Source organism: Hahella sp. CCB-MM4 (genome assembly GCF_002260525.1).
Taxonomy (GTDB): domain Bacteria; phylum Pseudomonadota; class Gammaproteobacteria; order Pseudomonadales; family Oleiphilaceae; genus Hahella.
In genome coordinates this window covers 540,560-567,238 of the sequence record NZ_MRYI01000002.1, presented here as the reverse complement: position 1 = coordinate 567,238, position 26,679 = coordinate 540,560, and the positions used below count along the sequence as shown (strand labels likewise).

Sequence of the window (26,679 nt, the reverse complement as noted above, 5' to 3'; positions counted from 1 at the left end):
CAGATCTGTATGCAATTCATAGGGTTAATCCTTGGCCGAAAATAATCAGACGGGGCGGCCTGCTCTAATGGGCAGGCTTTGGCGGTTCTATAGCATCCGTACGTTGGTGCTGATTTTTGCATGTTTGTTAATCATGCTGCCCGGCCGCCCTGCATCTGTTCAATTCCTGGATCAGCAACTCTTTTCCTCTGCGCAGTCGCTGAGCCCCGTCGTGCCTGTGCGTAATGCTTCCTACCCGATTATCGTCAACGAACAGCCCTGGTGGGCTGGAGTGATAAAAGGATTCGAGCAGAGAGAATCTGTTGTTGCCAATTCTGCTGTTACCAATAAAACCGTCATTTCCACGCCGTTCTGGCTCCCCTTGGTGGAACGTGTGGGCATTCTGTTGCTGTGCGGATATCTGGTGTGGGGCCTGGCAAGGATGGGGCTGGCAGCCGGGTTCTGGCTGACACTGCTGCTTTTGGCCGTGCTCACTGTGACTGAAGTGGGCATGTTAACTCTTCAAGGACAATGGTGGCCGTTGGGATCTGCGATCCAGTTTTTAGGGTTGGGCTACCTGTTAATGCTGTTCTGGCTTCGTCCGCATCAGGAAATTCAGATTCTGCAGCAGAACCAACATGATCTTGCTCTGAAACTGGCCGGGCAATACTACCGGCAGCAACGCCTTGACCAGGCCATGGATTCCCTGGAGTTCTGCTATGCCACAGATGAGGCGCTGGATCTTTGCTATAGCATTGCTATCGAGCAGGAGAAGAAACGCCAATACGATGCCGCGATGCGCACCTATGAGGCCATTCTGGAACAGACAGGTGCTTTCCGGGATGTTAAAGAGCGTCTTCATAATCTGAAAGCCGCCAGCAATGTGCTCACTCAACATGGAACCGGATTGGCGATGGCAAAGACCATGGCACTGCCGGAAGCTTCCGTGAAGCCTGTATTGGGACGCTATGAAATTCAGCAGGAACTCGGCCGTGGAGCCATGGGTATTGTCTATCTGGGCAAGGATCCCAAGATTGCACGGCTGGTGGCAATAAAGACCCTGAATTATCAACAGTATGATGAGCGTGAGCTTGAGGATCTGCGGGAACGTTTCTTCCGGGAAGCTGAGGCGGCTGGTCGTCTTAGTCACCCTAATATCGTGACGGTATATGATGTGGGAGAGGAAGCGGATCTCGCCTATATTGCCATGGACTATGTACAGGGCAGCCCGTTGGATAGATTCTGTCGGGCAGATGAATTGCTTCCAGTCCCGCGGGTTTATGAGTTGATGGTTCAGGTGGCAGATGCGCTCCAGTATGCCCATGAGCGAAATGTCATTCACCGGGACATCAAACCTTCTAACCTGCTCTACAACCCTGAAACCGGCCAGGTGAAAGTATCGGATTTCGGTATTGCGCGGATTTCCGATGATTCCAAGACCCGTACTGGTCTGGTGTTGGGAAGCCCGCTGTATATGTCTCCTGAGCAGCTAAAAGGTAAAGCAATCAAGGCCACCGCTGATCTGTACAGTCTCTCGGTGACCTTCTATCAACTGCTGACCGGGGCCACACCGTTCAAGGCCGATACTCTGCCGGAGCTGTCCATACAGATACTCAACAAAAAACATAAAAGCGTGAGGGAGGTTCGGAGTGATCTTCCAGCCAGTGCAGTAAGAATTATCAACAAAGGATTGCAGAAGGATCCGGCCAAACGATTCCAGAGCGCCGACGAAATGTCGAAAGCAATCCGTAAAGCGCTGGTCAGTGATTTTGGAAAGGAAATGGCTTGATACCCGGAGCTGTTCTGATAACCAAAAGCGAATTCAATAAATAGCCCGGCTGCGTCACTATCAGCATTGGTACATCAAAATGGTTGGTTCATCAAAATTATTGGATCATCACGAATATTGTTGTATCACTGCTGGCGGCGCACCACTAATAGTCATAACAGAACCTTGCGTGGAGGAAGTTTCATGCCTGTATTAGCACAACTGGTTGACGATGTTGTCGTTAACAAATTTAATCTGGAGCCCGGTCAGTACAAGATTGGCCGTCATCCGGAATCTGACATCCAGATTAACGACATTGCGGTGAGTGGAAATCACGCGCTGATTGACGTGGAAGTGAACAAGTACCTGGATGGGGTGTTTGATGTGTTTATCAGTGATCTGGGAAGTACTAACGGAACTTTTATCAACGATGACCCTGTCAGTAGTCGTCGACGTTTGAACAACAACGACATCGTTCGGGTTGCCTGGAATCAATTCAAGTTCATTGAAAGTCTTTCCGGAACATTGGAAAAAACCGCTTATACACTGGAATGAATGTCGGAACTGGAATAAATCTCATAGAGATTCACCTGATGCGGTGAATGCTGATTGCTAATGTGGGCCGGTGCTGTTAAATATTTCATCTCATTAACAGTATCATCATAACAACTAACGGTACCGGCCAATGGATATCGCTACCCTTTCTCTTTATGTTCTCGTCGCTTTCGGTGCCGTCGTGTCTCCGGGCCCTGCGGTGCTCCTGGCGATTACGCTCGGTACCCAGGTTGGCGTCAGGAAGACCTGGTTTGCCATTCTTGGCAATGTCATTGGGGTTGCCGTAGTGTCCGTGCTGTCTGCTTTAGGACTGGGGGCCGTGCTGGCAGCTTCAGGATTGGCGTTTACGGTGTTGAAGCTGATTGGTGCCGCCTATCTCATTTACCTGGGAATCAAGTCCTGGCGTGCCAGGGAGTTTATGAAAGTCCCTGAACAGAATTCTGAAACCGCGGCAATGCGTGTCAGCGGCTGGGAACTGTTTCGGCGAGCCTTTCTGATCGCGGTAACCAACCCTAAGGCTATTCTGTTCTTCACTGCATTGTTTCCACAATTTATCAGTACCCAAAGTGCCATGTTGCCGCAGTTGGTGGTACTGACGGGAATATTCATGGCAATGTCATTTTCCGTGCTGACGGGATATGCGGTGATTGGAAGTAAAGCACAGAAATGGTTATTTGAGCCGATTCGGATGCGCTGGTTCAAGCGTGTGACGGGTGGGTTGTTTGTCAGCATGGGGATATTGCTGGCCACTCAGAGTCGGGCTCAATCTGCCTGAACAATTTCTTTAAGAGTGCCTTTCTAACCCCTGTAGCAGGCTAAGATCAGGGCCCAGAATTCGGAAAAATCATTCACCACGACGTCCGGCTTATGTGGAAATCTCTCTGTCCCCGGAAAAATTTTCTGTAGCCAAGTCAGATCCCACTGAGCGCCATTAAAAAATACGCTGGTAATCCCGGCGGATTTGGCAGCAATGGTGTCGGTGGTGCTGTCTCCCACATACCAGATGGACTTATCAATCTCCAGACCAAGCTTATTGGCCGCCAGAAAAATCTGGTCCGGATGTGGCTTCCTCTGCGCGGTATCATCACCGCAGATATCCACATCAAATAGATGTGACCAGCCGCTGCCCTCAACAGCTGCCAATTCATGGACGAAGAACTCTCTGTCCCGATTGGTAATCACGCCTATTTTGAGCTTGATGCTCCGTAGTCCTTCCAGCATCAGACGAACCTGGGGTTCGAATGGTAGGACGGTACCGTAGTGGTTGCGGTAATGCTCATTAAAGGCGTTATGAGCGATTCGCTTGGCTTCCTGATCTTCACCGAATAACACTTCAAAAATATCGGTGCGGGAGATCTTTCGGTCTGCTTTTACTTTAGGGTGCAGCTGCTGGTAGTGGCGGACATGTTCCACCAGCCTGGCATCTTCCGGTGTTTTGCTTTGTTCCGGTTTGATCAGTCGCTGAATCAGGTTGAGCTTCTCCAGCAGAGGAAGCATATCGTCGACTGCGTGGTACATGGCATCCAGGGTGTCCACAAGCGTCGCATGCCAGTCAAACAGAATCAGATTCGGCGGAGGAATTCTGTAAGCATTGGGGTGCCAGTCGGGCTCAATGCGTTGGGGCGGTGGCGCTTTGGGTGGCCAGGCCGGTGGACGGTGGTTTCGGAGCTGTATTTCAAAGGCAGCCCCTTTTTGGTCCTGCAAAAACTCCAGGGTGTCCATGAGCTGCTCAAAGCTGTCGACGACCAACCTGGGCGCTTCAGGGTTATGCTCCTTATTGGCAATGATGCGGTCTATCCAGCGTTCCTCCCAATGAGCACCGTTATAGAAGACGGGTGTGATGCCCGCGATATACGCCGTCAGCATATCCGTATGGCTGTCTCCGACGTACCAGACATGGGGAGAAACCGGTTCCCCCAGGTTTGTCAGAGCCTGGTGAATGACATCCGGTGCCGGTTTGTACTCGGTTACATCGTCTGCACAGACCGTTGTGTCAAACAGCGGCTTCCAGCGGCCGTCTTCCACCAGGTCCAGTTCATGATCCAGAAATTCACGGCTGCGGTTGGTCGCAATGGCCAGCTTGATTCCCAATTTATGTAATGTGCATAGGTAGTCGTAGAGCCCACCCTGAAACGGAGTGACATCTCCATAGTGATGACGATAGCAGCGGTTGTAGGCTTGGTGAGCGATACGCTTGGCTTCCGTGTTGTCACCAAAGATGGCATTAAAAATCTCTGTGCGGGAAATCCTGCGTTCGGCCAGAATTTTGGGGTGCAGCTTGCGGAATATGCGAATGTAGCGGACCAGTTTAACGTCGTCAGGTGTTCTGCACAGTTCTTCAGGAATCAATTGTTGCACCAGGTTGAGTTCTTCCAGCTGGGGAAGCATCTCTTCCATGGTTTTATACATGGCATCGAGAGTGTCGACCAGAGTGCCGTGCCAGTCGAATAAGATCACCCGGGGGGTCGGCAGGGAAAGCTGATCAATGCTGGGCTCGGGCATCAGTACTGGAAACCTCTCAGGCTGGCGGAGCGGTTGTAGACCTATATAAAAATTAGCATTCCAGTGGAGAGCTGCAAGCCAGACTGATTCATTTGCGGGGCTGTAACGTATCAACTTCTGAACTTTTCATCCGGCAAACTCTTGAGATGTCTTTATGAATCAATCCTGTAGGCTCAGATACATCATATTTCTATTTTTATTTCAGATTTTTGCCGTGAGTGCTCACGCCGGCTTAAAGGTCGAAGTGCTTCTGAATGCTCTGGATTCACCCTGGGGGATGGCCTTTCTACCGAATGGTGAGATGCTGATCACCATGAAAGGTGGCGCTCTGATGAGAACGGATTTAAAGACAAAATCTTTTCGCTGGATCCAAGGACTGCCTGAATCCACTGTGCAGGGACAAGGAGGATTGCTGGATGTGGCGCTTCACCCCGATTTTTCCAGTAATCATTGGGTGTATCTGACGTTCACCCGCAAAGTTGCCGGAGGCTACACCACCGCTCTGGCGCGCGGACAGCTGAATAGTGACCGTTTGGACAACATGGCCATTCTGTTTACTGCCAATGCGGTGAATACCGAAGGAAGGCACTTTGGTTCCCGAATCGCTTTTGACGATAAAGGCTATCTGTTCATGAGCGTCGGGGAGAGAGGGGAAAGGGAATATGCTCAGGATCTCAGTCGCCACAATGGGAAAGTGCTTCGGTTTCGAGACGATGGCAGCGTTCCGGAGAGCAACCCTTTTTATGGCCGGCCGAATGCACAGCCGGAAATCTATTCATATGGGCATCGTAATCCTCAGGGACTTGCGTTTGACTTTGAAACCGGCCGTTTGTGGTTGCATGAGCATGGCCCCCGCGGAGGAGATGAGCTGAATCTGATCAAAGCAGGTAGTAACTACGGGTGGCCCTTGGTGACTTTCGGCCGGGAATATTCCGGTTTTGCGATTACCGATAAAACAGAAATGGCCGGGGTGGATTCGCCTGTTTTTTATTGGGATCCCTCCATTGCCCCTTCCGGACTTGCCGTCTACAGAGGCTCCCTTTTTCCCGAATGGAATGGTGATTTGATTGTTGGTGCCCTTAAGTATCAATTGATAACAAGAGTTCGAATGTCAGGAATTAAAGCGCTGGGCGAAGAGCGTTATCTGAAGGAGCGGCGCTCCCGTATTCGTGATGTGGAAATTGGTCCTGACAGCGCTATCTACGTGCTGACCGACGGGGATGATGGTCAGCTGTGGAGGGTTACCCCGAAGTAGGGGCGAGCAGCTCTGAAATTCCTTCTTAACGCTTAAGATAGTGATATGTCGCATTTTTGCGACATATAACTCATTGAAATAAAAAGGTATTTTTTTATGGATGTTGCCGTTGTCGCTGATTGGCGACAGATTCTCTTTGGTTTTCGCGTCAAATATATTTCGGAAAACATTTAACCTATTGATTTATAAGAAATAAATAAAACTGGCATTCAAATTGATATATACCTGATCAGTAAGGGAAGCCGATGAGGTGCCCACTGGTAAGCTGGTGTCCATAGGGAATCGGACGGGGTTTCGCAAGGATGTGAAATTCAATTCTTTGGATTGTGGCCAGTATTGCAAAGTCTCTCGCAGCCAAAGCCAGTGAATAGCCGAAGGGGACCCTTCCTATAACGCCAATGAATGAGGGTGTCGGTCAATATCTTCCTACCGCCACCTGAAATTTTCGAGATGAGGTTAGTTCGATGAAGAACTCTTTAGTAAAAACTGTTGCAGCATTTTCTCTCACCGCTCTGGTAGCAGGCGCCGGTAACGCTTTGGCTGGCGAAGCCAAGCAGGAAATGCTGGAATCTGAAGCAAAATTCGTTTCTCTGGATGCTGACAAGAATGGTGCTCTATCCAAGGAAGAAGCATCTGCCGACAGCGCATTAGCAGAAGCCTTTGCCTCTGCCGATGCGGATCAGGACGGTCAGATCAGCAAACAGGAATTTGTTCTGTATAGCGGTGACGCTACCGCTGCAGGGAGCTGATAGCTATCAGCTCTTGGTTGGTGTTGATGTTTATTCGATGCCAACCGATCTAGCGTCTTGGAAAGACTTGTCTTTCTAGCCCTGTTGATGTCGTTTATTGAACTCTTTTCTTGAGTTGCCGGCCACTTCACCTTTAATTCCAGTTCGGTGGATTATTGTTTCTTGAAGATGGCCGGATCTATTTCATATTTCGCCAATAGTTTGTAAAAGTCCGTACGGTTTCTTTGTGCCAGCTTGGCTGCCTGACTGACACTGCCGTTTGTGATGGCAAGCACCTTCTGTAAATAACCTGACTCAAAATGTGCTCTGGCCTCATTGAATGAGGGAAACTCAGGAGCGCGGTTAGCCAGTGCCTGTTTAACCAGTGCGGCGCCAATAATCGGGGTGGTGGTGAGTGCGATGGTTTGCTCGACCACGTTGACCAGTTGCCGGATATTGCCTGGCCAATGTGCTTCACACAATAGTGCCAATGCTTCCGGTGCAATACCCTTAACAAATCCTTCCCGCTGTTCACGCCGACTGGCAAGAATATGCTGCACCAGTGCCGGAATATCTTCACTGCGCTCATCCAGAGGAGGTAGTGTGAAGTTCACCACGTTAAGCCGGTAGTATAGATCCTCACGAAAATCGCCGGATTCCATGGCTTCGTCCAGATCCCGATGGGTAGCAGAGATGACCCGGACATTAATGGGAACCGTTTCCAGCGAACCCAGAGCCCTGACCTGGCGTTCCTGCAGTGCCCGCAGAAGTTTTACCTGTAGTGCCAACGGCATATCCCCGATTTCATCCAGGAACAGAGTGCCGCCGTCTGCTGACCGGAACAGACCAACATGGTTTTTGACCGCACCTGTAAAGGCACCTTTGATATGTCCAAACAGTTCTGATTCCAGCAGTTGCTCCGGCAGGGCTCCACAGTTGATGGCGACAAAGGGCTTGTCGGCCCTTGGGCTGGCCTTATGTACCGCACGTGCCAGAACTTCTTTCCCTGTACCGCTGGGGCCGGTGATCAGGATATTCACATCTGACTGGGCTGCCATTTTGGCTTGCTCCAGCAGCTGTTCCATGGCTTTGCTGTTGGTGATAATGTCCTGTCGCCAGCTGTCGGACAGATGGTGATGGGATTGGGTCAGTGCCTTTTCGATAGATTCAATCAAGAGGTGTTTTTCTATCGGTTTGGTCAGAAAACCAAAAACGCCTTGCTGGGCAGCGGCCACCGCCTCGGGAATGGTTCCGTGGGCACTCATGATGATCACCGGAAGACCCGGGTACCTTTGCTGTACCTCGGAAAACAACGCCATACCGTCCATGCCGTCCATGCGAAGATCCGAGATCAGCAGATGAACAGGTTCTCCTTGCAGTTGTTTTAGCGCTGCGGCGCCGGATGTTGCGGTGGAAACGCGATAACCGGCAGATTCCAGGCGTATGGTGAGCAGTCGAAGAAGACTGGTGTCATCGTCGACGAGAAGAATATGAGGGGGACTAACTGGCATGAATCAAGGTTCCGTTTGCGTGGCTTTTTTCTCAGTCAGGTTCTGCTCGATATTGGTCAGAGCATCAATTTGTTCTTTTAACTGAGATACTTCAGTCTCCAGCGCTTTGTTGGTCGTTTCCATTTTATGCAGGCGCTTATTCAAGTGGCCTAACGTTTTATAATTTTCCAGACGTCGATCCAGCTCGGCGGTCAGCCAGGATTTATAGCGGCTGAGTTCCGGCGTGCTTTGATCATCATTGACGTTCTTCAGAATTTCCAGGGCCTTACGCCACTGAGTATGATCTTTCTCATTAACACTCAGGATGGTCGCCTGTTCCATGGCCAGATTAAGATGATCCTGAGATGTGGCGGCTTCCTGCATCAAGGCGTTGATCGTCACCAGTCTGGCTTGTCGTTCCTGGGGAGTAAAAGACGCCGCGATTCCATATTTATCCATCCAGGAAAGCGAAGGCATATGTTCTGCCGGAATGGCCGAGGGCGGAGGTAAACCGTCGATGCTGTCCTCCGAGGGCTGATTTGCTGTGAGCTTGGGTTTTTCCACCATCAGCAAGTCCTGCAACCCGGCACATCCTGTTACTCCCGGAACAAAGCTGAGAGACAGAATGATTTTTAGTAGTACACGTTGGTTCATATCAGTGTTGCCAACATATCATGACATTCCTTTTAATGATGTTCGATTGGCGAATATCACATCCGTGGTTCAATAGGGCAGGCAGATGCTGAAGCAAATGCTTTCCGGTTGGTTGTCGGATAATTGCAGGTCACCTTTCAAAGACTGGATACTTTCTTTTGCCACCGACAAACCAATACCTGACCCCTTTACCGCTCCGGACCTTTTGGCCGACCCTTGGAAAAAGGGCTCAAAAATATAATCAGCCTCAGATGACGGAATAGGTGCTCCTGTATTTCGCACCTGGATTTCCAGAAGATTTGCACTCTCCGTCCATACTACCCATATCTTGCCACGTCTGCTTCCATAGGCAATGGCATTGGATATTAAATTGTCGAGAGTCGTGCGTAACTTTTCCTGGTGACAGTGTAAAGACACCTGAGGCCCCCCGATACAGACTTTTTGACCACTTTGGGAAAGTGCCAGCCAATGTTGTTGTACCGTGTGAGTGACCAGATCGTTCAGATCGAAGGCTGGAGCATCCGTGGGTAAAGGCGATTTATCCTGGTTATCAGGGGATTTCTGGCGGTTTTGGGTGTCAAAATTCAACCGATTGAATTGTAACAGGTTTTCAATCAGTTTCTGTAAGTATTTACCATTTTCATCGACCAGTTTGACAACTTCCTTTTGTTGTAACGATAACTCACCTACAAGTTCATCCTGTAACAATGATGTCCCCTCGCGAATACTGGCCAGGGGCGTTTTAAGTTCGTGGGAAACGTGACGCAGGAATTGCTGTTTCTGCTCTTCTACCTGGGCCAGACGGTGCTGCAATGAATTAAGTTCTTCCGCCAGCTGTACCAGTTCACTGGGGCCAAACAGTTGGATCTGTCTCTGTTGACCAGTGCCCAGTCGGCGGATAGCCAGACGAAGATGCCTGATCGGGCGCACAATCAGCACCGTAAACAGTGCTATCAATAGTAAGGTGATCGGCACCAGTATCAGGGCGGACTGAAAAACATTCTGCCGCACATCGGAGGCTTTGGATCCCAATGCACCTAACAATGCCTCGGTATGCTGACGGGTCAGTGAAATCAATTGGTCGAGCCTGTCCTGGATTACACTCAGATTGGTCAGACTTTGTGCCAGAGCTTTACTCTTGGCGCTGTCGTTTTGCAGGGACTTCGAGAGGATGGATTCAGCTTGCTCTATATCCCTTACCAGCTGATCTGCGCGGTAAGAGTTTAAGGTACTCCCAATCGTATGAAGGGGAGTCAGCAGGGATTCTGCGGAAGTCCTGTAAAGGTCCAGTAATGTCTTGTCTTCCAATACCACAAACTGCCTGGCAATACGTTCCATATCGATGAGGGCGGCACGTGCACTACGGCCACTTTCTGCAAGCGTGACAGATTCCTGGGTGACTTCGCGGCTGTCAATGGTCAGTGTTTGTAGCGAGATTGCTGTAGAATAGAGCAGCCAGGCCAGTGGAGTAACTACCACCATCAGGGCCATTACCACCAACTGCCAGACCGTCTGCGGTTGCAGGAATCTGAGAATCCAGTTCATCAAACCCTCGTGTACGCCAAATGTTCGGAGTTTACTCTGACAGTTGGCATGACGCCATGATTGCACCGGTGACGTCTGTTGATATGCGTGCACCTGTATTTGATCTGTTTGCACCTGTATTTGGTCTGTTTGCACCTATGCGGTGCGCATTATGCCTTCTTGGTGCATTCATTGCCTCATTATGGCGCAATCAGTTTCCCGTCCGGCTACCTGGGATTTACCCCTAGGTAATAAGGGCTAGTAAGAATGTCCTGTCAGGCCAAGCGTGGCATGGTGTCAACAGATCGACATCATTTCATCATTCCTGGGCCAATTAGTTGGCATAAGCGTTGCTGGGCTTATACCTTCCGATTTGATAACTCGTGCTGTCTGCCTGGAAAAACTAGCGTTAGCAGGTAAAGGATAAAACCGAGTTTAAATAAGGCAAGGTGGCTCTTATGGTCTTCAATAAAGAAATGATCGATCTACTGCAATTGCTGCGGAAACGGTTCAGGGAGGAAAATCTGGGAGTATTGCAGCTCAGCAGTCCAAATGTTCTGGATGAAATGGTGAGCATGGCAACTCGTTCCACATGTAATATCACCAAAGACCTCACCTACGCCGCTATCCAGTTAGCAGATATTTCACTCTCGCGAGAGGATCTGGACCCTCCCTCATTCGGGTATCCCGATGAAGGGCAGAATTACCGGACCTATCGGGGACAGAAGATAGTGAAGGATGACAAGCCCAAGCGAGCGGGCAATGAAAATGGTTCAGGGAAGGTGAGAATGTATCGGGGGCAGGTGGTCGCCTCCTGATCATCCTGGTTGCTGGGGAAAAGTCACACGAGATAGCAGGTGCAGTGGACCGGTTTCCTGTATCTGTTGCAGTTGCTCAGGTGTTCTTGCCAGCAAGGTACCGGCAAATCCCAGGGCGTTGACAGACATTCCTGCGAAATGCTCCTGTTTTCTCGGAACAATCATGAACCATTCCCTCGTCAGCAGCAGGTTATAGGCTCCCGGCAAGCTTTGTGGATCGTTTGCTATCCCCAATTCCTGAACCCATTGAAGATAAGTTTGATGAAGCGCGTCTGGGTCAGGGGAATAATCGACCTTGAGGCGATGCAAAAATGGTAATTCCGGAGACTGTACCTGTTGTGATGATGTCTGGGTAAGGACGTCATACAAAGGACAGACCAGCAGTCTGTCAGGGAACTCCGGAGCAGACGCTTCAGAGAAAGGAATTGCCTGCAGATGTTTGTGCTTCTGACTAGCGCCGGCAAGCTTCCCACCATTGAAAAACACCAGCCCCGGTAACTCTTTCAAAACCTGCAGAGATACTTCGAAGTCCTGTGGTGTCAGTAACTGGTTCTGTTCCTGGTATGTTGCCGTCACTATCAGGAAGTGGTTTGGTACCACATTGAACTTATTCAACAGGCAGACATAGTTATCATTGAAGTGCCCGACATAAAGATCCTGTTCATAGGGCAGGAAAGGGTTGGTTTTTCCTGTAGGGGCGGAACCGTCAGCAGTTAATGTTGCCGCTGCCTGTCGCTCTTTGTTGCGGGAGAGTACCCGCAGGACAAATGGAAGTTCATGATCACGGATCTGCACCGATTGGGTGGGAATGGACACCAGTGCTCCGCTGGATAACGCATGTCTGGTTCGGGATATGAGGGATGATGGAAGTTGATTGGTTTCTAACAGATTCATTCAGATACACACAGGCACTTAGCCCCCAATGCAAAGCTCTGGGACAAGTGCCGTTATCACAATAGCGGTTAATTCTTTAAGTTTAGATCTACAGGTTTAGACCTTTAAGTTTGGATCCTTAGGTTTGGATATCCAGTTCTCAGGCCGCACCCAACGCCGCGTGATGCGACTTGCACAGTTCCGAACCATCGGACCAATGATAAGTCATCTGGATAATCCTCGCATCGGAACTGGCTCTGTGTCGTCTCAGGCCCAACATCTGTTCCACTCGCTTACGCGTTTGGTGCCAGACATTTTTCTGCGATTCGGTCATCACGGAATTCAATGCCTCAAGTTTGAATTCCATAAGAATACCTGCTTCCTCAAACAGCAGCGAGAGCCAGGCATAATCCTGCCCCCAGGCATCTGAATAGACTGTTTCACCTCGCAGGTGGTTATTCAGCATATTGGCGACATCGCTGACTTCTCGTCCTCTGTCGGCCAATATCTCCCGTGTCAGGCCATGAACCTTGGCCGCTTCCGGGTCCCATGCGGTCCAGCTTGATTGGGGTTTGATGAGACTGCAGAACGAGGCTCCGTCGCTGCCAATGAAACCCACCTCTATAGGGTAACTGCCCTGGCCGAATCCGGACGCCTCTACATCAATAACAATTGGTAAGCCGTGCTTGCTTTCTTTGATTGTCATGATAACACCATTAGTGCTTGATTTAATTATTATTTTTTTGTGTATACGGGCATCGAACGATGCCGAGATTCTGATCAAATTGTGAGCCAAGGATGTGGCAAAATGATGAAGACTGCAACCCTTTTGTCGTGCCTGTTGATGCAGGTCAATGTGTCGGGCGGTTGCGATGCGGAAAGGCCTCCGGGAACTGTTTGATTTCGCGGAAATTACCGGAGGCCAGTGTGTATAAGGGAAGGAATTATTCTGTCTTGATGGTTAACTCTCCGGCGAGCGGAGCGGCAACCTGAAGGCGAATTTCTTCAGCACTGAGCTGCATGGCGCAGAGGTGATGAAGTTTGGTGAAAGCGGCTTCAACCGTCATGTCAGCAGAGGCGACCAATCCGGTACGGGCGAGTTCTGAACCGGCTGCATAACTGTCTGATTTAACACTGCCGGTAGTACATTGGGTCAAATTTACCAGTGCTACATCACGATGGTGAGCATCTTCCAGTGCCTTCAGAAACTCTTTATCCATACTGGGTCCATTACCGACGCCATAGGTGCGTAGAATCAGGGCACGGCAAGGTGGTTGTGCTAATAATCGGATAACTTCAGCTTCCATTCCCGGATAAAGAGAAATGACTCTTACCTGGTGATGATCGTAATCCGGCAACTGGAAATTGGTCGCCTCAGGTATCGGCAGCAAGACACTATGATTCAGCTCAATATAGATGCCTACATTGGCCAGCTCAGGGTAGTTGGGGCTTTCAAAGGCTTCAAAACCGGTCGCTTTCAGCTTGCTACTGCGGTTGCCTCTCAATAGATGGCCGTTGAAGTAGAGACAGACTTCCGGAATGGCGTAGCTGCTGGCCAGTTCAATGGCCGTTACCAGATTGCTTTGGGCATCATTGCGCAGCTCGCTTAACGGGATCTGTGAACCGGTCACGATCACCGGTTTAGTGAGGCCCTGCAGCAGAAACGACAGAGCTGAAGCGGTATAAGCCATGGTGTCAGTGCCATGGAGAACGACAAAACCGTCATAGTCGTCATAGCGATCACTGATATCGCGCGCAATGCGTAGCCAATCCTGGGGGCGTATGTTACTGCTGTCGATCGGGTCGGGATATTCGTACAGATCATACGACGGCATATCCACTGCAATCCGGGGAGGGATCTTGAGGTCGATCAGCTTCTGCAGGCCGCCAACCGGAATATATCCCATGGGAGAACGGACCATGCCGATGGTGCCGCCGGTGTAGATAATCAGGATACTCTTATGCATGAATCTGTCAGTCCTCCACTTGCAAAAAGCGTTTCACCACGCGGGTAAACAGCTCAGGTTTTTCGGCATGCAGCCAATGTCCGGTATTGGGGATGATTTTGACTTCCGCATTGGGGAAAAGCCTTGCGGTATGTTCCCTGTGTTGAGGCTGTATGTAATCTGACTTGCCCCCTTTGATAAACAACAGGGGCCCGGTAAACGGTTGGGTGCTGCTTTGGCCAGCCATGATCTGCTGATACTGGCTGTTGATCACGTCGAGATTCATACGCCATTGGAACCCTCCGGCTCCCTGTTTAACCAGGTTCTTCAGCAGAAACTGGCGTATGGGAATTTCCTCGACGTAGGGCTTCAATAACTCATCTGCCTGCTGTCGGGACTGAAGAGAGGAGGTGTCTATCAGTGACAGTCCTTTCAATATACCGTCATGATGCGGCGGATATTGGACCGGAGCGATATCTGCCACAATGACGTGGTCCATCCGCTCAGGGTAGGCCAGTGCCAGCTGCATGGCCGTTTTACCACCCATGGAGTGCCCCAGCACGTGGGCGCGTTCAATACCGGCGGACTGCATGTAGTGATACACGTCTTCTGCCATGCAGGCATAATTCATCTGTGGGTGATGAGGCGAGCGGCCATGGTTGCGGAGGTCCAGCATGTGAAGCTCAAAATGATCTGTCAGCAGCCGGGCAATACCCCCGAGATTTTCCATGGAACCAAATAACCCATGGAGCATGACCATGGGCGGGCCATTCCCCAGGACACGATGATTGAGTTTCAGCATGCAGAGTCCGTCGAATGAGTGGAAGTGAGCGCCCCATTATCGGGATACAGGCGCCAGCACCAATAGGCAAATTCCCCTAATGCGGTGGAGTGTAACAGATATTGGCACTGTTGCCTGAGTGCCTGTTGCTGAATTTCCCTGAACAGGTGAGGCAAGGGAGCAGTATCCGGTTTGAGAGAACTTGAGGACTTGATGTAGCCCCACATGTGTTGCACTGCATTACGAAGTCCCCCTTCATTCGGTGCTTGTTGCAGGGAGGTCTCCAACTGCAACCATAGCTCCCGGATGGTCAGGGCACCCCTGGCGAGCTCCGGGCCGATGCTTTGATACAAGGAGGGGCTTCGTGCCATCACAGAATATTTATGCTGAGCCCAAAGTTGCTGGCTGTTGGCAGGCAAGGGAATCCGGCCATCAGAAGATGAGTATGGAAGTAAGTCTTCGCTATCTGGTTGGGATGGCCAAAGCGGTTCGGAGATTTCATGTATAAATGGTCTGACAGGCCCATGACGAAGCGTCATTTCCGCCATTAGAAGATTCCATCGCCTCTGGTATAGGGCAATCTTCCCTTCTCTTTTGTTCTTCAGCGCCGGTTCGTTCTCCAGCGCCAGCTGCCGCTCAAATTCCTTTATCTGAACAAGGATTTGCTCGTCACTTGAATAGCCGGGATCAGGGAAACAGTCTGTCATCTGCCTATTTTATTTTACGGTGTTAAGAATTGCGCTAATTAACAAAATTGAAAATTAACACTGATATCAAGTGGATACATTACCACCCAGGATCTATAAAAAAAGAGCAATGATAATAATGAATGATGGATCGGTATTTCTTTTGGTCAGGCCGGGAGTCGCAATCGCCGGACGGCATACACTCAAAAATTTAACTGATTACAGGGGAAGTTAGGTGAATTCATCAACCGCAGCCCAAATGGAAAGACGTCGGGCACGTCGTTTTCCCGCCATCGAATTGCAAGCCAACATTCGTCATAAAAAAGGAATATTCGGAGACAGCTGGACAGAGGTCCGCGCCACAGATTTCAACCACTCAGGTGTTTGTATTGACAGTGATCACTTGCTCAAGGTCGGTCAAACAGTGATTTTATCGTTCTATCTCAAAATGGAGATCGGGGAAATATCCCTGGAAAAGGTTCAGGGAGAGATTCGGCATGTGAAATCTCTTGGAGGACAGTGCCGTTGTGGTGTGGAGTTTACCGGGATTCGCAAGGGCTCCGACATGGAGGCACAGCTTACCCGGCTTGAAAGCCTGTTGTCCCGTCATCAAAGTGTGGTTGAGAGAATTCAGGGACAGTCCTGATGTGTGTCTGATTCTCTGTCGACCCGTTTACCCCAGAAACTGGCACGTTAGGCTCTTGGCAGCCGGCGGTGTCGGTTTCTACGATGCTTGGTCTAATACGTGCTGTCCTTGTCAATCGCCATGGTTATGAGGCTAAATCAGATACAGGGCATGCCGCTCAACAAAAAATAAGAGGACAGGGTCATGGATCAAACCGCACAGGCTGTACCGGAATTGCATTTTCGTAATTGCACATTATGTGAAGCAATGTGCGGCATCAAGGTAGAAACCCGGGGAGAGGAAATTCTCAGCATCAAGGGCGATGCGGAGGATCCTTTCAGTAAAGGCTACATCTGTCCGAAGGCTGTGGCCCTGCAGGATATTCAAAACGACCCGGACCGCTTGCGTCAGCCGTTACGCCGTACCAGTGATGGTTGGGAGGAAATCACCTGGCAGGAAGCTTTGGACTATACCGCCCAGCGCTTGATACAGATTCGGGAGGAACACGGCAAGCATGCGGTCGGTGTCTATCTCGGCAATCCCAATGTGCATGACCATGGAAAAATGTTGTTCATGGTGCCATTTCTGCGCGCTTTAGCGACGCGAAAGCGCTTTTCCGCCACGTCTCTCGATCAACTGCCCCACATGCTGGCCAATCTCCAGATGTTTGGACATCAGGGAATGTTTCCGGTGCCTGACATTGATCGCACTGATCTGTTTATCTGTATCGGTGGCAACCCCGCGGCCTCCAATGGCAGCCTGATGACGGCAGCTGGTGCCGACAAGCGTCTGAAGGCAATTCGTGCCCGTGGTGGCCGGGTCATCACCATTGATCCACGCAGAACTGAAACCGCCCGTCTGGCGGATGAGCATATATTTATCAAGCCCGGCACCGATGTCCTGTTGTTGCTGGCGATGGTGCATACGGTGTTTGAGGAAAACTTGTTGCACCTTGGACACCTGCAGGATCACCTGGATGATATCGAATTACTTCGCCTGGCCAGTGATGCCTACTCTCCAGAAATGGTGGCTTCGGCAACAGGAATCTCTGCTGAACGTATTCGTGAACTGGCCCGGGAACTGGCAGAAACACGTCAGGCATTGCTGTACGGACGAATGGGAACCAGCGTGCAGGAATTTGGGGCGGTATCCACCTGGTTGATCTATTGTCTGAATATTTTGACCGGCCATATGGATCGCCGGGGTGGTCTGATGTTTACGCTGCCGGCCCTGGATCTGGTGACCTTTACCGGAATGGCGGGGCTGACAGGTCACTTTGGCAAATATAAAAGTAGCGTACGTGGCTTACCTGAATTTGGGGGTGAGTTACCTGCCGCCACTTTGGCAGAAGAAATCCTAACCGAAGGGCCCGAGAAGATACGTGCCATGGTGGTCGTGGCAGGCAATCCGGTGTTGTCATCTCCTAATGGCGGGAAGTTGGATGAGGCCCTGGAACAGTTGGATTTCATGGTCAGTCTGGACATGTATGTGACCGAAACCTCCCGTCATGCGGATATTATTCTGCCGCCTACGGGTCCCTTAGAGCACAGCTATATTGATGTGGTATTCACGTCAGTGGCGGTGAGGAATACCGTTAAATATTCGCCCCCGGTATTTCAGTCCAGCCCTGGTAGTTTCCATGATTGGGAAATTTTTCTTGAGCTGGCCCGGCGCCTGAGTAGTCGGGATTTCAAATCCTCTGTTCAGGCTGAATTGCGTCATCGTATTCTCTCTTCTCTTGGGCCGGACGGACTGGCCGATATCTATCTGCAACTGGGACCCTATGGCCGTGAACTGCCGGCTTCCGAGCATTGGGGTAAACACGTTGATAAAGTGCTACAGGTGTTCGATATCAAGCATCCTTTGAGGCAACTCTGGGAAGCTGGGGCGATGAATGAGGAGTATCAGGATCTCCCCAAGGGATTGAGTCTTTCCAAGCTGGCAGAGCATCCACATGGACTGGATCTGGGGCCGTTGCGACCCATTCTGTTGCAGCGGCTGTATACCCGTAATCGACGTATACAGCTGGCTCCCAGAATGTATCTGCAGGATCTGACACGGGTCAGAAAGCTGCTGAAAAAAACGTCCGACGATGGTCTGCTGCTGATCGGACGTCGTCATGTCCGCTCCAATAATTCCTGGTTGCATAACAGTCACCGCCTGGTGAAAGGAAAGAATCGCTGTACCCTTCTGATTCACCCCCGGGATGCCAGCAGGCTGGGGCTGCAGGACGGTGGAGAAGCTGAGGTGACTTCGCGGGTAGGGAAGGTGGTTATCGAAGTGGAGATCACCGACGATATGATGGAAGGGGTTGTCAGTATCCCTCATGGCTGGGGTCATAAGCGCCAAGGCGTTAACTGGAAAACGGCGGCTGAACATGCAGGTGTCAGTCTGAACGACTTGACCGATGAGCAGTTTATCGACCAGCTCTCCGGCAATGCTGCCTTGAATGGGGTTCCGGTAGAGGTGAAGTCCGCGACCCGCAAGCGTTCTACCTCAAAAGCGGCTAAAAGCTCCGGGAGAAAGTCACGCTCTGCTACAACAGCTTAACTCGAATGTAGGCCCCAGATTTATTCTGGGGTCTAGCTGTTAATCCACCACTGCAGCAGTGGAATCATCAGGGGCATGCTGGCCATGGCCAATAAGGTCTGGCCGCTGATCATGGCGGCCATCAGCGGGGCATCGCCACCAAGCTGACGGGCCAGAATGTAAGATGCCGTAGCGGTTGGCAAAGCCCCCAGGATGGCGAATGCCGTCAGCGTAATATCGGGAAGGCCAACGATCATCCCCGCCCCTACAAACACCCAGGGAAACAGGATCAGTTTGAACAGGGTGGCGCTGATCATGCTGCTGCCCTGATTGCTCAGCGCCTTGAGATTCAAAGCGGCACCAACGCATAGCAGCCCCATCGGAAGAGCCATATTTCCTACCAGATCCAATACCTGATCGACGGTATCCGGAAACCTGATACCCAATGTGTTGAATAACAGACCTGCCAGACTGCCTACGATAAGCGGATTGGTGGCAATGGCCTTGGCAATCCCCCGCCAGCCAGGCTGAGCCTGTTTTGCGTATAGGGCAAAATTGCCAATACAAAGCAGGTTCAGCAATGGAATCATGATCGACATCATTAAGGCCGCAATCGCGAGTCCCTGATCGCCCATCAGGGATTGTGCCGCCGCCAACCCAACATAACTGTTGAAGCGGATGCCGCCTTGATAGATCGATGTAAAGGTCGGTCCAGACCACTTTATCCAGCGTTGCATACCCCAAAGCATTACCGTACCGACGATAAACGCTAGGGCAATTGCGTAGAACAGTTTATCCAGCAATAAGCCTTCCCGGCTGGCGTAGGTTAACTTGTTCACCAGCATGGCGGGAAACAGAAAGTAATAGAGAAATTTTTCTGCCGGGCTCCAGAACTGATCTCCGGGAAAGTTCAAACGCCGCATGGCATTGCCAATCACGATCAGGATAAAAATGGGTAACAGGGCAAGGGTAATCTGCATGGACGCTTACTTCACTGACACTTGAGGCTAACCGGCGAATTCAAAATGCTGATGGAATTTCACGAGCCGGACAATACGCAGTATTCCGCACGGATAAGCGTTTTGGCAACTTAACGTCTGAATATCACAAGTTATCCCTGACGGACTGAGGTATGGCTATTCGATTCCCAAAATCTTATGCAACTGCACACTCAGCTTCCATTTGGGATGCTGCATGCAATACTCCAGTGCAGCCTGGGTATTGGACTGTTTAACGTCGTCATCCCCACTTCGTACCAGTGGATCTGCCATGGGTGACAGGTAGTAATGGGAAGCCTGAATGTGGGCAAATTGTTCGGGTAGGGCCTCGGGTTGTGGATATACCAGTTTGAGTTCGTCACAGGACTCAATCACCACCGGTGCTGTGCCTTTGGGGCTGACACACATCCAATCGATGCCGGGGGGAGCAGGCAGGGTGCCATTGGTTTCCACCGCTACCTCAAACCCTTTGGCGTGTAAGGCCTCTATCATTGTGGAATCAAGCTGCAGCAGAGGTTCTCCCCCTGTGCAGACCACAAACTTGCCTGCATGTCCTTGTGGCCAAAGTTCATCGATACGAGCGGCAAGTTCCTCAGCGGAGGCATATTTGCCCCCATTCTGGCCGTCGGTACCTATAAAATCGGTATCACAGAAGTTGCAGACAGCATTGGCCCGATCCTTTTCCCGGCCAGTCCACAGATTACATTTGCTGAAGCGACAGAACACGGCTGCACGTCCCTGTTGGGCACCTTCGCCTTGCAATGTGTAGAAGATTTCTTTGACCCGATACATACAGGGGTTATTCCACTAGCCGTGATTCAGGCGCCGGCCTGATCTGTTTCATAAGGAAGGGGGTCGGTGACACCGTTTTCGGCAAAAGCCTCCAGGCGTTCGACGCAGGAACCGCATTTACCACAGGCCTTTTCCCGGCCGTTATAGCAGGTCCAGGTATTGGAGTAGTCCAGTCCTAATGCCAGGCCTTCTCTCAGAATGTCGATCTTGGTCATTTTCAGATAGGGGGCTTTGACGGCTACCGGCTCATAGTTCGCCAACAGGGAGACTTCGTGCATCTTTTCCACAAAGGGAGGACGGCAGTCAGGGTAAATGGCGTGATCGCCACCATGGGCTCCGTAATAAACCGCTTCAGCTTTTAGAGACACCGCATAGCCGATCGCCAGCGACAGCAGGATCATGTTTCGGTTGGGGACCACCGTGGATTTCATGTTCTCTTCGGCGTAATGCCCTTCAGCAACGTCAATATCATCCGTCAGCGATGAACCTGCCAGAAGACTATTAATGCTGGTGATATCCACTGTTTTGTGGGGAACGCCCAGCTGTGCACAGACCTTCTCTGCGCATTGGAGTTCTTTGCTGTGGCGCTGTCCATAATTGAAGGACAGGGCATAGACCTCTTTGCCTTCGGCCACCAGTTGGTTCAGCAGGGTAAAGGAATCCATGCCGCCACTGAAAATGGTGACTACTTTTACTGGCTCTTGCGGCTCGTTTAGTTCTTTCGGGCCTTGGGTCTTCGCTTCTGTGTTTTGCTGTGTGCTGCTCATGTTATCGGTACAAATATCGGGTGGAGATGAAAAAAGGGCGCAAAGTATACAGGCGTTTGCACAAAAATTCGCCCCTATTGATGTAACTGGCTGATGTAACACGGCGCTATGGGTGCTTATGCTGAATTTTAGCGCTATCGCGGCTCAGATATTACATATTGGTACGATTATTTTTTAAGCAAAAAAACGACAGTTCAGAGTTTTTCTGCTATATCGATTAGTAAGGGCTGATGACGCTGGAGCATCATTGGACCCGAGAGAGATGTATTGTCTTTCGAGCGCCAAAGTGACATGAGTGGCCGCGCCAGGTGCCACAGGAGAGCGGGATTTTCTCTGGTATCAACTCCTTAGCGGGTGATGGCGACAGCGAAGTACAGTGCCGAAACAAGTCCTTCCACGGCTGCTTGGTGTGATCTGCTGAAGAGCTGGACACCATGCTGGAGTTTGAGCCCGGGTCAGCCGTGCCAGTATCTCCTGGTGATGTCTGGAAGGAGGTTTTGAAATGAGTACTTCAGGTCTTGCTTCAGTCACAGTCCTGGCTGTTATTCTGCTGATCATGGCCACTGCCATGCTGATGCACTACCGTCATCACATGAAGCCCAAGAAAATGGAAGCCCGGGTTCGTGTTGACGTACCTCGCCGACGTTATCCCTACAAATCCTTTCTGATGCTGAGCGGCACTATTCTGGCGGGAACAATGGCTGTTTCCATGCCAACAGACGTGCAGGCCAATGCCGGATGGTCAGCGACAACGGTGTTCAAGGTCTCTTCCCAGGCGGCTGATACGGCTTCTGCGGCCAGTACAGCGGAGGAAATTCTTGCAGCGCCCAATCATCCTGACTTTCTGAAGTTGCGCAATTACCTGACCCGCCAGCTAGTGGATTCAGAGAAATTTGACCAATTTCCTTCCCCGGTACTGGTGGATCTTTCCAAACATCGCGATAAGGAAACCATCAAATATCTGGTGACCCAGAGACCCGGTATCATGTCAGTGATTTATTACAGCCAGCAGCAGGGGCATCAGTTGATGTTGGTGTACTGGCCGGAGCTGTCCGGTGAGCAGGTGATATTCACTCCATTATCCGGATTTGTCCGGAATAATCCGTCAACGCCATTAACGTCTGCCCATTAGGTGCATATTGGAGTAATGTTGGGTTTAGTAACCTGTTCCGGAGATTTCAGATACAGTAACAGCGCCAGAGAAATGAAGTAGAACGAACAGGGTTTAACCTATTGCGGGGGCGGATTTCTATCTGGGAGTAAGGGAAATCACTTAGGCAATCTGTGCGGTGAAGCCAGACATTTTGGCGCACAGGGGGTATTATTTCCGCCCTAAAAAAAGATTTAAAAAAAGAGAGAGTGGTGAAAGAACAGCAGGGTCAGGTATTCGAAGCAGAGAGCAGCCCCAAGGACAGAGTGGCGCCATGTTTCATTGATTTTGAGGCATCCAGTCTCGATCTGATTTGCAGCTATCCTATTGAGGTGGCAGTTTGCCTGCCCGATGGGATCATCCACAGCTGGTTGCTTAAACCGGCTCCTCTATGGCGCGATTGGTCTCCCGAAGCTGAAAAAATTCATGGTATCAGTCGTGATCAGCTTGAAGCTGACGGCCACAATGTTATCGACGTGGCTCATGCATTGAATGAGCTGATTCCAGAAGTAACCTACTGTGATGCGTTGGCATTTGATTCGTTCTGGCTGCATCGCCTGTACAAAGCTGCAAAGCTGGAGTGTCGGTTTCGCCTCGAATCCATTTCCCACATTTTAACTCCCCAGCAAATGAATAATTGGGTCGACGTGCGCCGGTCCGTTATCGATGAACTGGGAGTTGATACCCACCGCGCTGCCAACGATACGCAGATTTTGTATCGTACCTGGCAAAAGATCTCACTTTAATTTCCTGATCACAGGCTAAGGTCTGAAGGGCAAAAAAAACGGGACAAGATAGACGATCTCGTCCCGCATAGGAGAGCACTTGGTGCTTATCAAGCAATTCAGAGCGTCCGTTAGGGGGCACGGAACCACTTAATCAAGGCAAGATTGAGTATGCGTCACATAGTCCCATCTGGCTGTAGGGGAATACCGAAAGCCTGTTTTTTGATCAATCGTCCCTATTATTCATCAGGTGATTCGGCTTCTTATTCATCAGGTGATTCGGCTTCCGGCCAATGAATATTGCCCATCGCCTGTTTCACTTGCTCTCGTAGCCAGCGGTGCGCAGGTTCCTGATCCAGGGAATGATGCCAGTAGAGATATAGCTCCAGTGGTGCCAGGGTCATTGGAAATGGCTTGATAACGAGGCCTAACCGGCGATGCAGAATCTCCGCAAAACGTTGGGGGGCACAAAGCACCAAATCACTTTGGGCAACAACCAGGGCAGCGCTGAAGAAGTGTGGAGTACGCAGCCCGATTTTACGTTGTAGCCCGTGTCGGGATAGCTGAACGTCTTCATAGCCCGGCCCATGCTCCCTTGAGGAGACCAGGGCGTGAGGCCACTTAAGCATTTCTGCCAGCGACCAATCACGGTTCAGAGCCGGATGTTCTTTTCTGAGCAGGCAAACCTGGTGATCCTGGGAGAGTTTTTCATGCACGATGCTTTCATCATGGCCGAGTAGTATGTCTGCGGCCACATCCACCCTTCCGCTGGCCAGGTCATGCAGCAGTTGTTCACGGGGAACCCGGGTACAGCTGAACGTCACCTCGGGTGCTGCGTGTCGGCAGTTGCGGATCAACTCCGGCAATAAAAGTGCCTCGAACATATCCCGCACACTGAGGCGGAATTGTGTGTTCAATCGTTCCGGAGAAAATTCCACACTTTGCTGCAACCCTCTCTGCAGCTGATTCAGTGACTGTCTGACGGTACCGATCAACTGATCCGCATAAGGGGTTGGTCTCATGCCCTTTGCGGTGCGTATGAACAGGTCGTCTGATAAAACCTCTCTCAGCCGTCCCAGGGCATGGCTGACAGCCGGTTGTGTCAGGTGCAGGACTTCGGCCGCGCGGGTAATGCTGCCTTCGCTGTAAATGGCTTCAAAGACGACGAACAGGTTCAGGTCGATACGACTAATATGCATGATTTTTATATTTAAGTATTTGTATTATTCATTTGTTTAATTATATGCCCTGCCCTAATGTTTAACCACAGAGGGTCTGCAGACACACTCCCAATTATTTATTCATGACGGTATCCGTCCTATAGCGGATCCTCGGGCGAGAGGTGATTTATGGAGTTTGAACATTCGGCACGGGCACAGTCCTATATCAAGCGTGTTCGGGAATTCGTACGGGAACGGATTGTTCCTGCAGAGGAAGCCTATTACGCACACCTGGCTGAGCCCGGACAGACCTGGACACAACCGCCGGTGATGGAAGAACTGAAGGCTGAAGCCAAAAAGGAAGGTCTTTGGAATCTGTTCTTGCCGGAAGAGGAATTCGGACCCGGCCTGAGTACCTTGGAATATGCCCCTCTGGCGGAGGAAATGGGTTATTCCTTTATTGCACCGGAAGTCTTCAACTGTAATGCGCCGGATACCGGCAATATGGAGGTTCTGGTTCGTTATGGTTCCAAAGCGCAACAGGAGCGGTGGCTGAAGCCGTTACTGGAAGGGGAGATCCGTTCAGCTTTTGCCATGACAGAGCCGGATGTGGCCTCATCTGACGCCACCAATATGCAGGGGACGATTGTGGCCGATGGTGACGAGGTCATCGTCAACGGCAAGAAATGGTGGACCTCCAACGCAGGCCATCCTAATACCCAGTTCTTTATCTTCATGGGATTGACCGATCCCAATCAAAGTCGACATCAGCAACACTCTATGGTGATTGTGCCCCGCGACGCCGAAGGCGTTGATATCAAGCGCATGTTGCCGGTGTTTGGTCAGCTGGATGAGCCCTATGGGCACGGTGAAGTGCACTTCAATAATGTGCGTGTGCCCAAAGAAAACATCATTGCTGGTTTGGGGCGCGGATTTGAGATTGCCCAGGGAAGGCTGGGACCTGGACGTATCCATCACTGTATGCGCGCATTGGGGGCGGCCGAAAGAGCACTGCAATTGATGTGTGAGCGGGCCTCCAAGCGGATCGCTTTTGGCAAGCCAATCGCCAAACTGGGTGGTAATCCGGACATTATCGCCAATGCCCGTATCGATATTGAGATGGCTCGTCTTTTGACGCTGCAGGCGGCTTATAAAATCGATAAGCATGGGGTATTTGCCGCAATGAGCGATATCTCCCAGATTAAGGTGGTAGCGCCGAATGTCTGCCAGCGTATTGTGGATCAGGCAATCCAGATGCATGGCGGTGGCGGTGTTTCCAATGACTTCCCTCTGACCGCGCTGTTTGGTTATGCGAGGGTATTGCGGTTGGCGGACGGTCCGGATGAAGTCCACCGTGCTCTGATCGCAAAGCTTGAACTGAAAAAATATAACAAATAACCCAAGCAGGCCGGGGTGCTACTCCGGCCATAGTGCACTGATACAGGACAACTGTTATGCAACGATTCCCTGAAAAACGGGTTGCCATTACCGGAGCCGCCAGTGGCCTGGGGTTGGCTTTGGCCCGTTTGTTTCTTAGCCGTGGCTGGCGTGTGGCTTTTGCGGATATTCAGGACGAGGCGGGTGAGAGCATCGTCAGATCCCTGCAACTACCCAAAGACCGGGCGTTCTATCAGCACGTTGATGTTACCAAGGTTCGCGATATTCAGGCCTGGAAGAAACAGATTTTGCAGACCTGGGGCGGTCTGGACATATTGATCAATAACGCCGGTGTTGCCACCCACGGTGCCATGGATACCGCTCCCCTGGAAGACTGGGAGTGGGTGCTGAACATCAATCTGATGGGAGTCGTGCGTGGTTGCCGGACTTTTATTCCGCTATTCAAGAAACAGAAGTCCGGTCATGTGGTGAACATTTCCTCAATGGCGGGCTTAATCCACTCGCCTGAAATGGGCTCGTATAATGCGGCCAAAGCTGGGGTGGTTGCGGTCTCTGAGACGCTGGTCGGGGAACTGGCCAGCTATGGCGTTGGCACCAGTGTGGTGTGTCCCGGATTTTTTGCCACCAACCTGGCCAAGAACGGACGCCTGGGCGCACCGCAAGTACATGAAACACTGGAAAAGCTGTTTGCGTCCTCCAAACTTTCTGCTGAAGACGTCGCGGAGAGAATTTTCAATGGCGTGACAAAGCAGGATTTCTATATTCTCCCCCATCGAAACTACCGGCCTCTCTGGCTGCTGAAGCGCTACGTTCCCTCGGTATATCTGGCCAGTTTGCGCTCATTGGGCAAACGCCTGTTGTCCAAGCATAAGGATTGGGATGCGAAGTCCCTGAGCCAGGAAGAGCATGAGGATGATGACCAGGATCACCGTAACCCCAGGGTTGCCTGAGATCGATCACATTCTGCATACGAACA

Annotated in this window: 25 protein-coding genes; 12 read left to right on the top strand and 13 right to left on the bottom strand. The window is 50.9% G+C overall.

Annotation, left to right across the window (positions count from 1 at the left end):
- Positions 1-31: 31 nt before the first annotated feature.
- From BTA51_RS06150 to BTA51_RS06140, 3 genes are all read left to right on the top strand, one after another.
- Positions 32-1,768 (top strand): serine/threonine-protein kinase, encoded by a 1,737-nt coding sequence (locus BTA51_RS06150; RefSeq protein WP_246840938.1) that lies wholly within the window; start codon positions 32-34, stop codon positions 1,766-1,768.
- A gap of 183 nt (positions 1,769-1,951) precedes the next feature.
- Positions 1,952-2,302, top strand: a complete 351-nt coding sequence (locus tag BTA51_RS06145) for an FHA domain-containing protein (protein WP_094706529.1) — start codon at positions 1,952-1,954, stop codon at positions 2,300-2,302.
- A gap of 130 nt (positions 2,303-2,432) precedes the next feature.
- Positions 2,433-3,077 carry a LysE family translocator gene (locus BTA51_RS06140; protein ID WP_094706528.1) on the top strand — a complete coding sequence of 215 codons (645 nt, stop codon included), beginning with the start codon at positions 2,433-2,435 and terminating at the stop codon, positions 3,075-3,077.
- 23 nt (positions 3,078-3,100) lie between these two features.
- On the opposite strand, the gene BTA51_RS06135 is transcribed toward BTA51_RS06140, so the two are convergent.
- Complete coding sequence (locus BTA51_RS06135) at positions 3,101-4,804, bottom strand: HAD family hydrolase (RefSeq protein ID WP_094706527.1); 1,704 nt, start codon at positions 4,802-4,804, stop codon at positions 3,101-3,103.
- A 214-nt stretch (positions 4,805-5,018) separates the two neighbouring features.
- Here BTA51_RS06135 and BTA51_RS06130 point away from each other — a divergent pair, with 214 nt between their 5' ends.
- Entirely contained in the window at positions 5,019-6,059 is a 1,041-nt protein-coding gene (locus BTA51_RS06130; protein ID WP_246840937.1) for a PQQ-dependent sugar dehydrogenase, read from the top strand.
- Between the two features lie 464 nt (positions 6,060-6,523).
- The gene (locus tag BTA51_RS06125) at positions 6,524-6,808 is read left to right on the top strand and encodes an EF-hand domain-containing protein (RefSeq protein WP_094706525.1); all 285 of its coding nucleotides are present in this window, start codon (positions 6,524-6,526) and stop codon (positions 6,806-6,808) included.
- Positions 6,809-6,960: 152 nt separating this feature from the next.
- Here BTA51_RS06125 and BTA51_RS06120 read toward each other — a convergent pair whose 3' ends face one another.
- The 3 genes from BTA51_RS06120 to BTA51_RS06110 form a co-directional block, all read right to left on the bottom strand.
- On the bottom strand, positions 6,961-8,298 hold the full coding sequence (locus tag BTA51_RS06120) for a sigma 54-interacting transcriptional regulator (RefSeq protein ID WP_094706524.1): 1,338 nt from the start codon (positions 8,296-8,298) through the stop codon (positions 6,961-6,963).
- 3 nt (positions 8,299-8,301) lie between these two features.
- Positions 8,302-8,931, bottom strand: a complete 630-nt coding sequence (locus BTA51_RS06115; protein WP_094706523.1) for a hypothetical protein — start codon at positions 8,929-8,931, stop codon at positions 8,302-8,304.
- Between the two features lie 69 nt (positions 8,932-9,000).
- A complete protein-coding gene (locus BTA51_RS06110) occupies positions 9,001-10,476 on the bottom strand; it encodes a HAMP domain-containing sensor histidine kinase (RefSeq protein ID WP_094706522.1) in 1,476 nt (491 codons plus the stop codon).
- A gap of 437 nt (positions 10,477-10,913) precedes the next feature.
- On the opposite strand from BTA51_RS06110, the gene BTA51_RS06105 reads away from it, so the two are divergent.
- On the top strand, positions 10,914-11,273 hold the full coding sequence (locus BTA51_RS06105; protein ID WP_094706521.1) for a hypothetical protein: 360 nt from the start codon (positions 10,914-10,916) through the stop codon (positions 11,271-11,273).
- Here BTA51_RS06105 and BTA51_RS06100 read toward each other — a convergent pair whose 3' ends face one another.
- The 5 genes from BTA51_RS06100 to BTA51_RS06080 form a co-directional block, all read right to left on the bottom strand.
- A complete protein-coding gene (locus BTA51_RS06100; RefSeq protein WP_094706520.1) occupies positions 11,274-12,167 on the bottom strand; it encodes a DUF4922 domain-containing protein in 894 nt (297 codons plus the stop codon).
- Positions 12,168-12,306: 139 nt separating this feature from the next.
- The gene (locus BTA51_RS06095; RefSeq protein ID WP_246840936.1) at positions 12,307-12,852 is read right to left on the bottom strand and encodes a hypothetical protein; all 546 of its coding nucleotides are present in this window, start codon (positions 12,850-12,852) and stop codon (positions 12,307-12,309) included.
- 238 nt (positions 12,853-13,090) lie between these two features.
- Entirely contained in the window at positions 13,091-14,113 is a 1,023-nt protein-coding gene (gene ansA, locus BTA51_RS06090) for an asparaginase (RefSeq protein ID WP_094706518.1), read from the bottom strand.
- A 7-nt stretch (positions 14,114-14,120) separates the two neighbouring features.
- The gene (locus tag BTA51_RS06085; protein WP_094706517.1) at positions 14,121-14,894 is read right to left on the bottom strand and encodes an alpha/beta fold hydrolase; all 774 of its coding nucleotides are present in this window, start codon (positions 14,892-14,894) and stop codon (positions 14,121-14,123) included.
- The gene (locus BTA51_RS06080) at positions 14,888-15,580 is read right to left on the bottom strand and encodes a DUF1722 domain-containing protein (protein ID WP_094706516.1); all 693 of its coding nucleotides are present in this window, start codon (positions 15,578-15,580) and stop codon (positions 14,888-14,890) included. Before BTA51_RS06080 ends, BTA51_RS06085 begins: the two co-directional genes overlap by 7 nt.
- Positions 15,581-15,794: 214 nt before the next feature.
- Here BTA51_RS06080 and BTA51_RS06075 point away from each other — a divergent pair, with 214 nt between their 5' ends.
- Positions 15,795-16,205, top strand: a complete 411-nt coding sequence (locus BTA51_RS06075; RefSeq protein ID WP_094706515.1) for a PilZ domain-containing protein — start codon at positions 15,795-15,797, stop codon at positions 16,203-16,205.
- Between the two features lie 183 nt (positions 16,206-16,388).
- Positions 16,389-18,734 (top strand): molybdopterin oxidoreductase family protein, encoded by a 2,346-nt coding sequence (locus BTA51_RS06070; protein ID WP_094706514.1) that lies wholly within the window; start codon positions 16,389-16,391, stop codon positions 18,732-18,734.
- 32 nt (positions 18,735-18,766) lie between these two features.
- On the opposite strand, the gene BTA51_RS06065 is transcribed toward BTA51_RS06070, so the two are convergent.
- The 3 genes from BTA51_RS06065 to queC form a co-directional block, all read right to left on the bottom strand.
- Positions 18,767-19,693 carry an AEC family transporter gene (locus BTA51_RS06065; RefSeq protein ID WP_094706513.1) on the bottom strand — a complete coding sequence of 309 codons (927 nt, stop codon included), beginning with the start codon at positions 19,691-19,693 and terminating at the stop codon, positions 18,767-18,769.
- 156 nt (positions 19,694-19,849) lie between these two features.
- A complete protein-coding gene (queE, locus tag BTA51_RS06060; RefSeq protein WP_094706512.1) occupies positions 19,850-20,503 on the bottom strand; it encodes a 7-carboxy-7-deazaguanine synthase in 654 nt (217 codons plus the stop codon).
- A gap of 26 nt (positions 20,504-20,529) precedes the next feature.
- Positions 20,530-21,270, bottom strand: a complete 741-nt coding sequence (queC, locus tag BTA51_RS06055) for a 7-cyano-7-deazaguanine synthase QueC (RefSeq protein WP_256385705.1) — start codon at positions 21,268-21,270, stop codon at positions 20,530-20,532.
- A gap of 502 nt (positions 21,271-21,772) precedes the next feature.
- Between queC and BTA51_RS06050 the strand changes: the two genes are divergently transcribed.
- Complete coding sequence (locus BTA51_RS06050) at positions 21,773-22,402, top strand: hypothetical protein (RefSeq protein ID WP_094706511.1); 630 nt, start codon at positions 21,773-21,775, stop codon at positions 22,400-22,402.
- A 230-nt stretch (positions 22,403-22,632) separates the two neighbouring features.
- Positions 22,633-23,166, top strand: a complete 534-nt coding sequence (locus BTA51_RS06045; protein WP_094706510.1) for a hypothetical protein — start codon at positions 22,633-22,635, stop codon at positions 23,164-23,166.
- 242 nt (positions 23,167-23,408) lie between these two features.
- Here the strand turns inward: BTA51_RS06045 and BTA51_RS06040 are convergent, their stop codons facing one another.
- Complete coding sequence (locus tag BTA51_RS06040) at positions 23,409-24,344, bottom strand: LysR family transcriptional regulator (RefSeq protein WP_094706509.1); 936 nt, start codon at positions 24,342-24,344, stop codon at positions 23,409-23,411.
- 150 nt (positions 24,345-24,494) lie between these two features.
- On the opposite strand from BTA51_RS06040, the gene BTA51_RS06035 reads away from it, so the two are divergent.
- Together BTA51_RS06035 and BTA51_RS06030 are read left to right on the top strand one after the other, a co-directional pair.
- On the top strand, positions 24,495-25,703 hold the full coding sequence (locus BTA51_RS06035) for an acyl-CoA dehydrogenase family protein (protein ID WP_094706508.1): 1,209 nt from the start codon (positions 24,495-24,497) through the stop codon (positions 25,701-25,703).
- Between the two features lie 56 nt (positions 25,704-25,759).
- Positions 25,760-26,653, top strand: coding sequence for an SDR family oxidoreductase (locus BTA51_RS06030; RefSeq protein WP_094706507.1), 894 nt, complete (start codon positions 25,760-25,762; stop codon positions 26,651-26,653).
- The last annotated feature ends 26 nt before the right edge of the window (positions 26,654-26,679 follow it).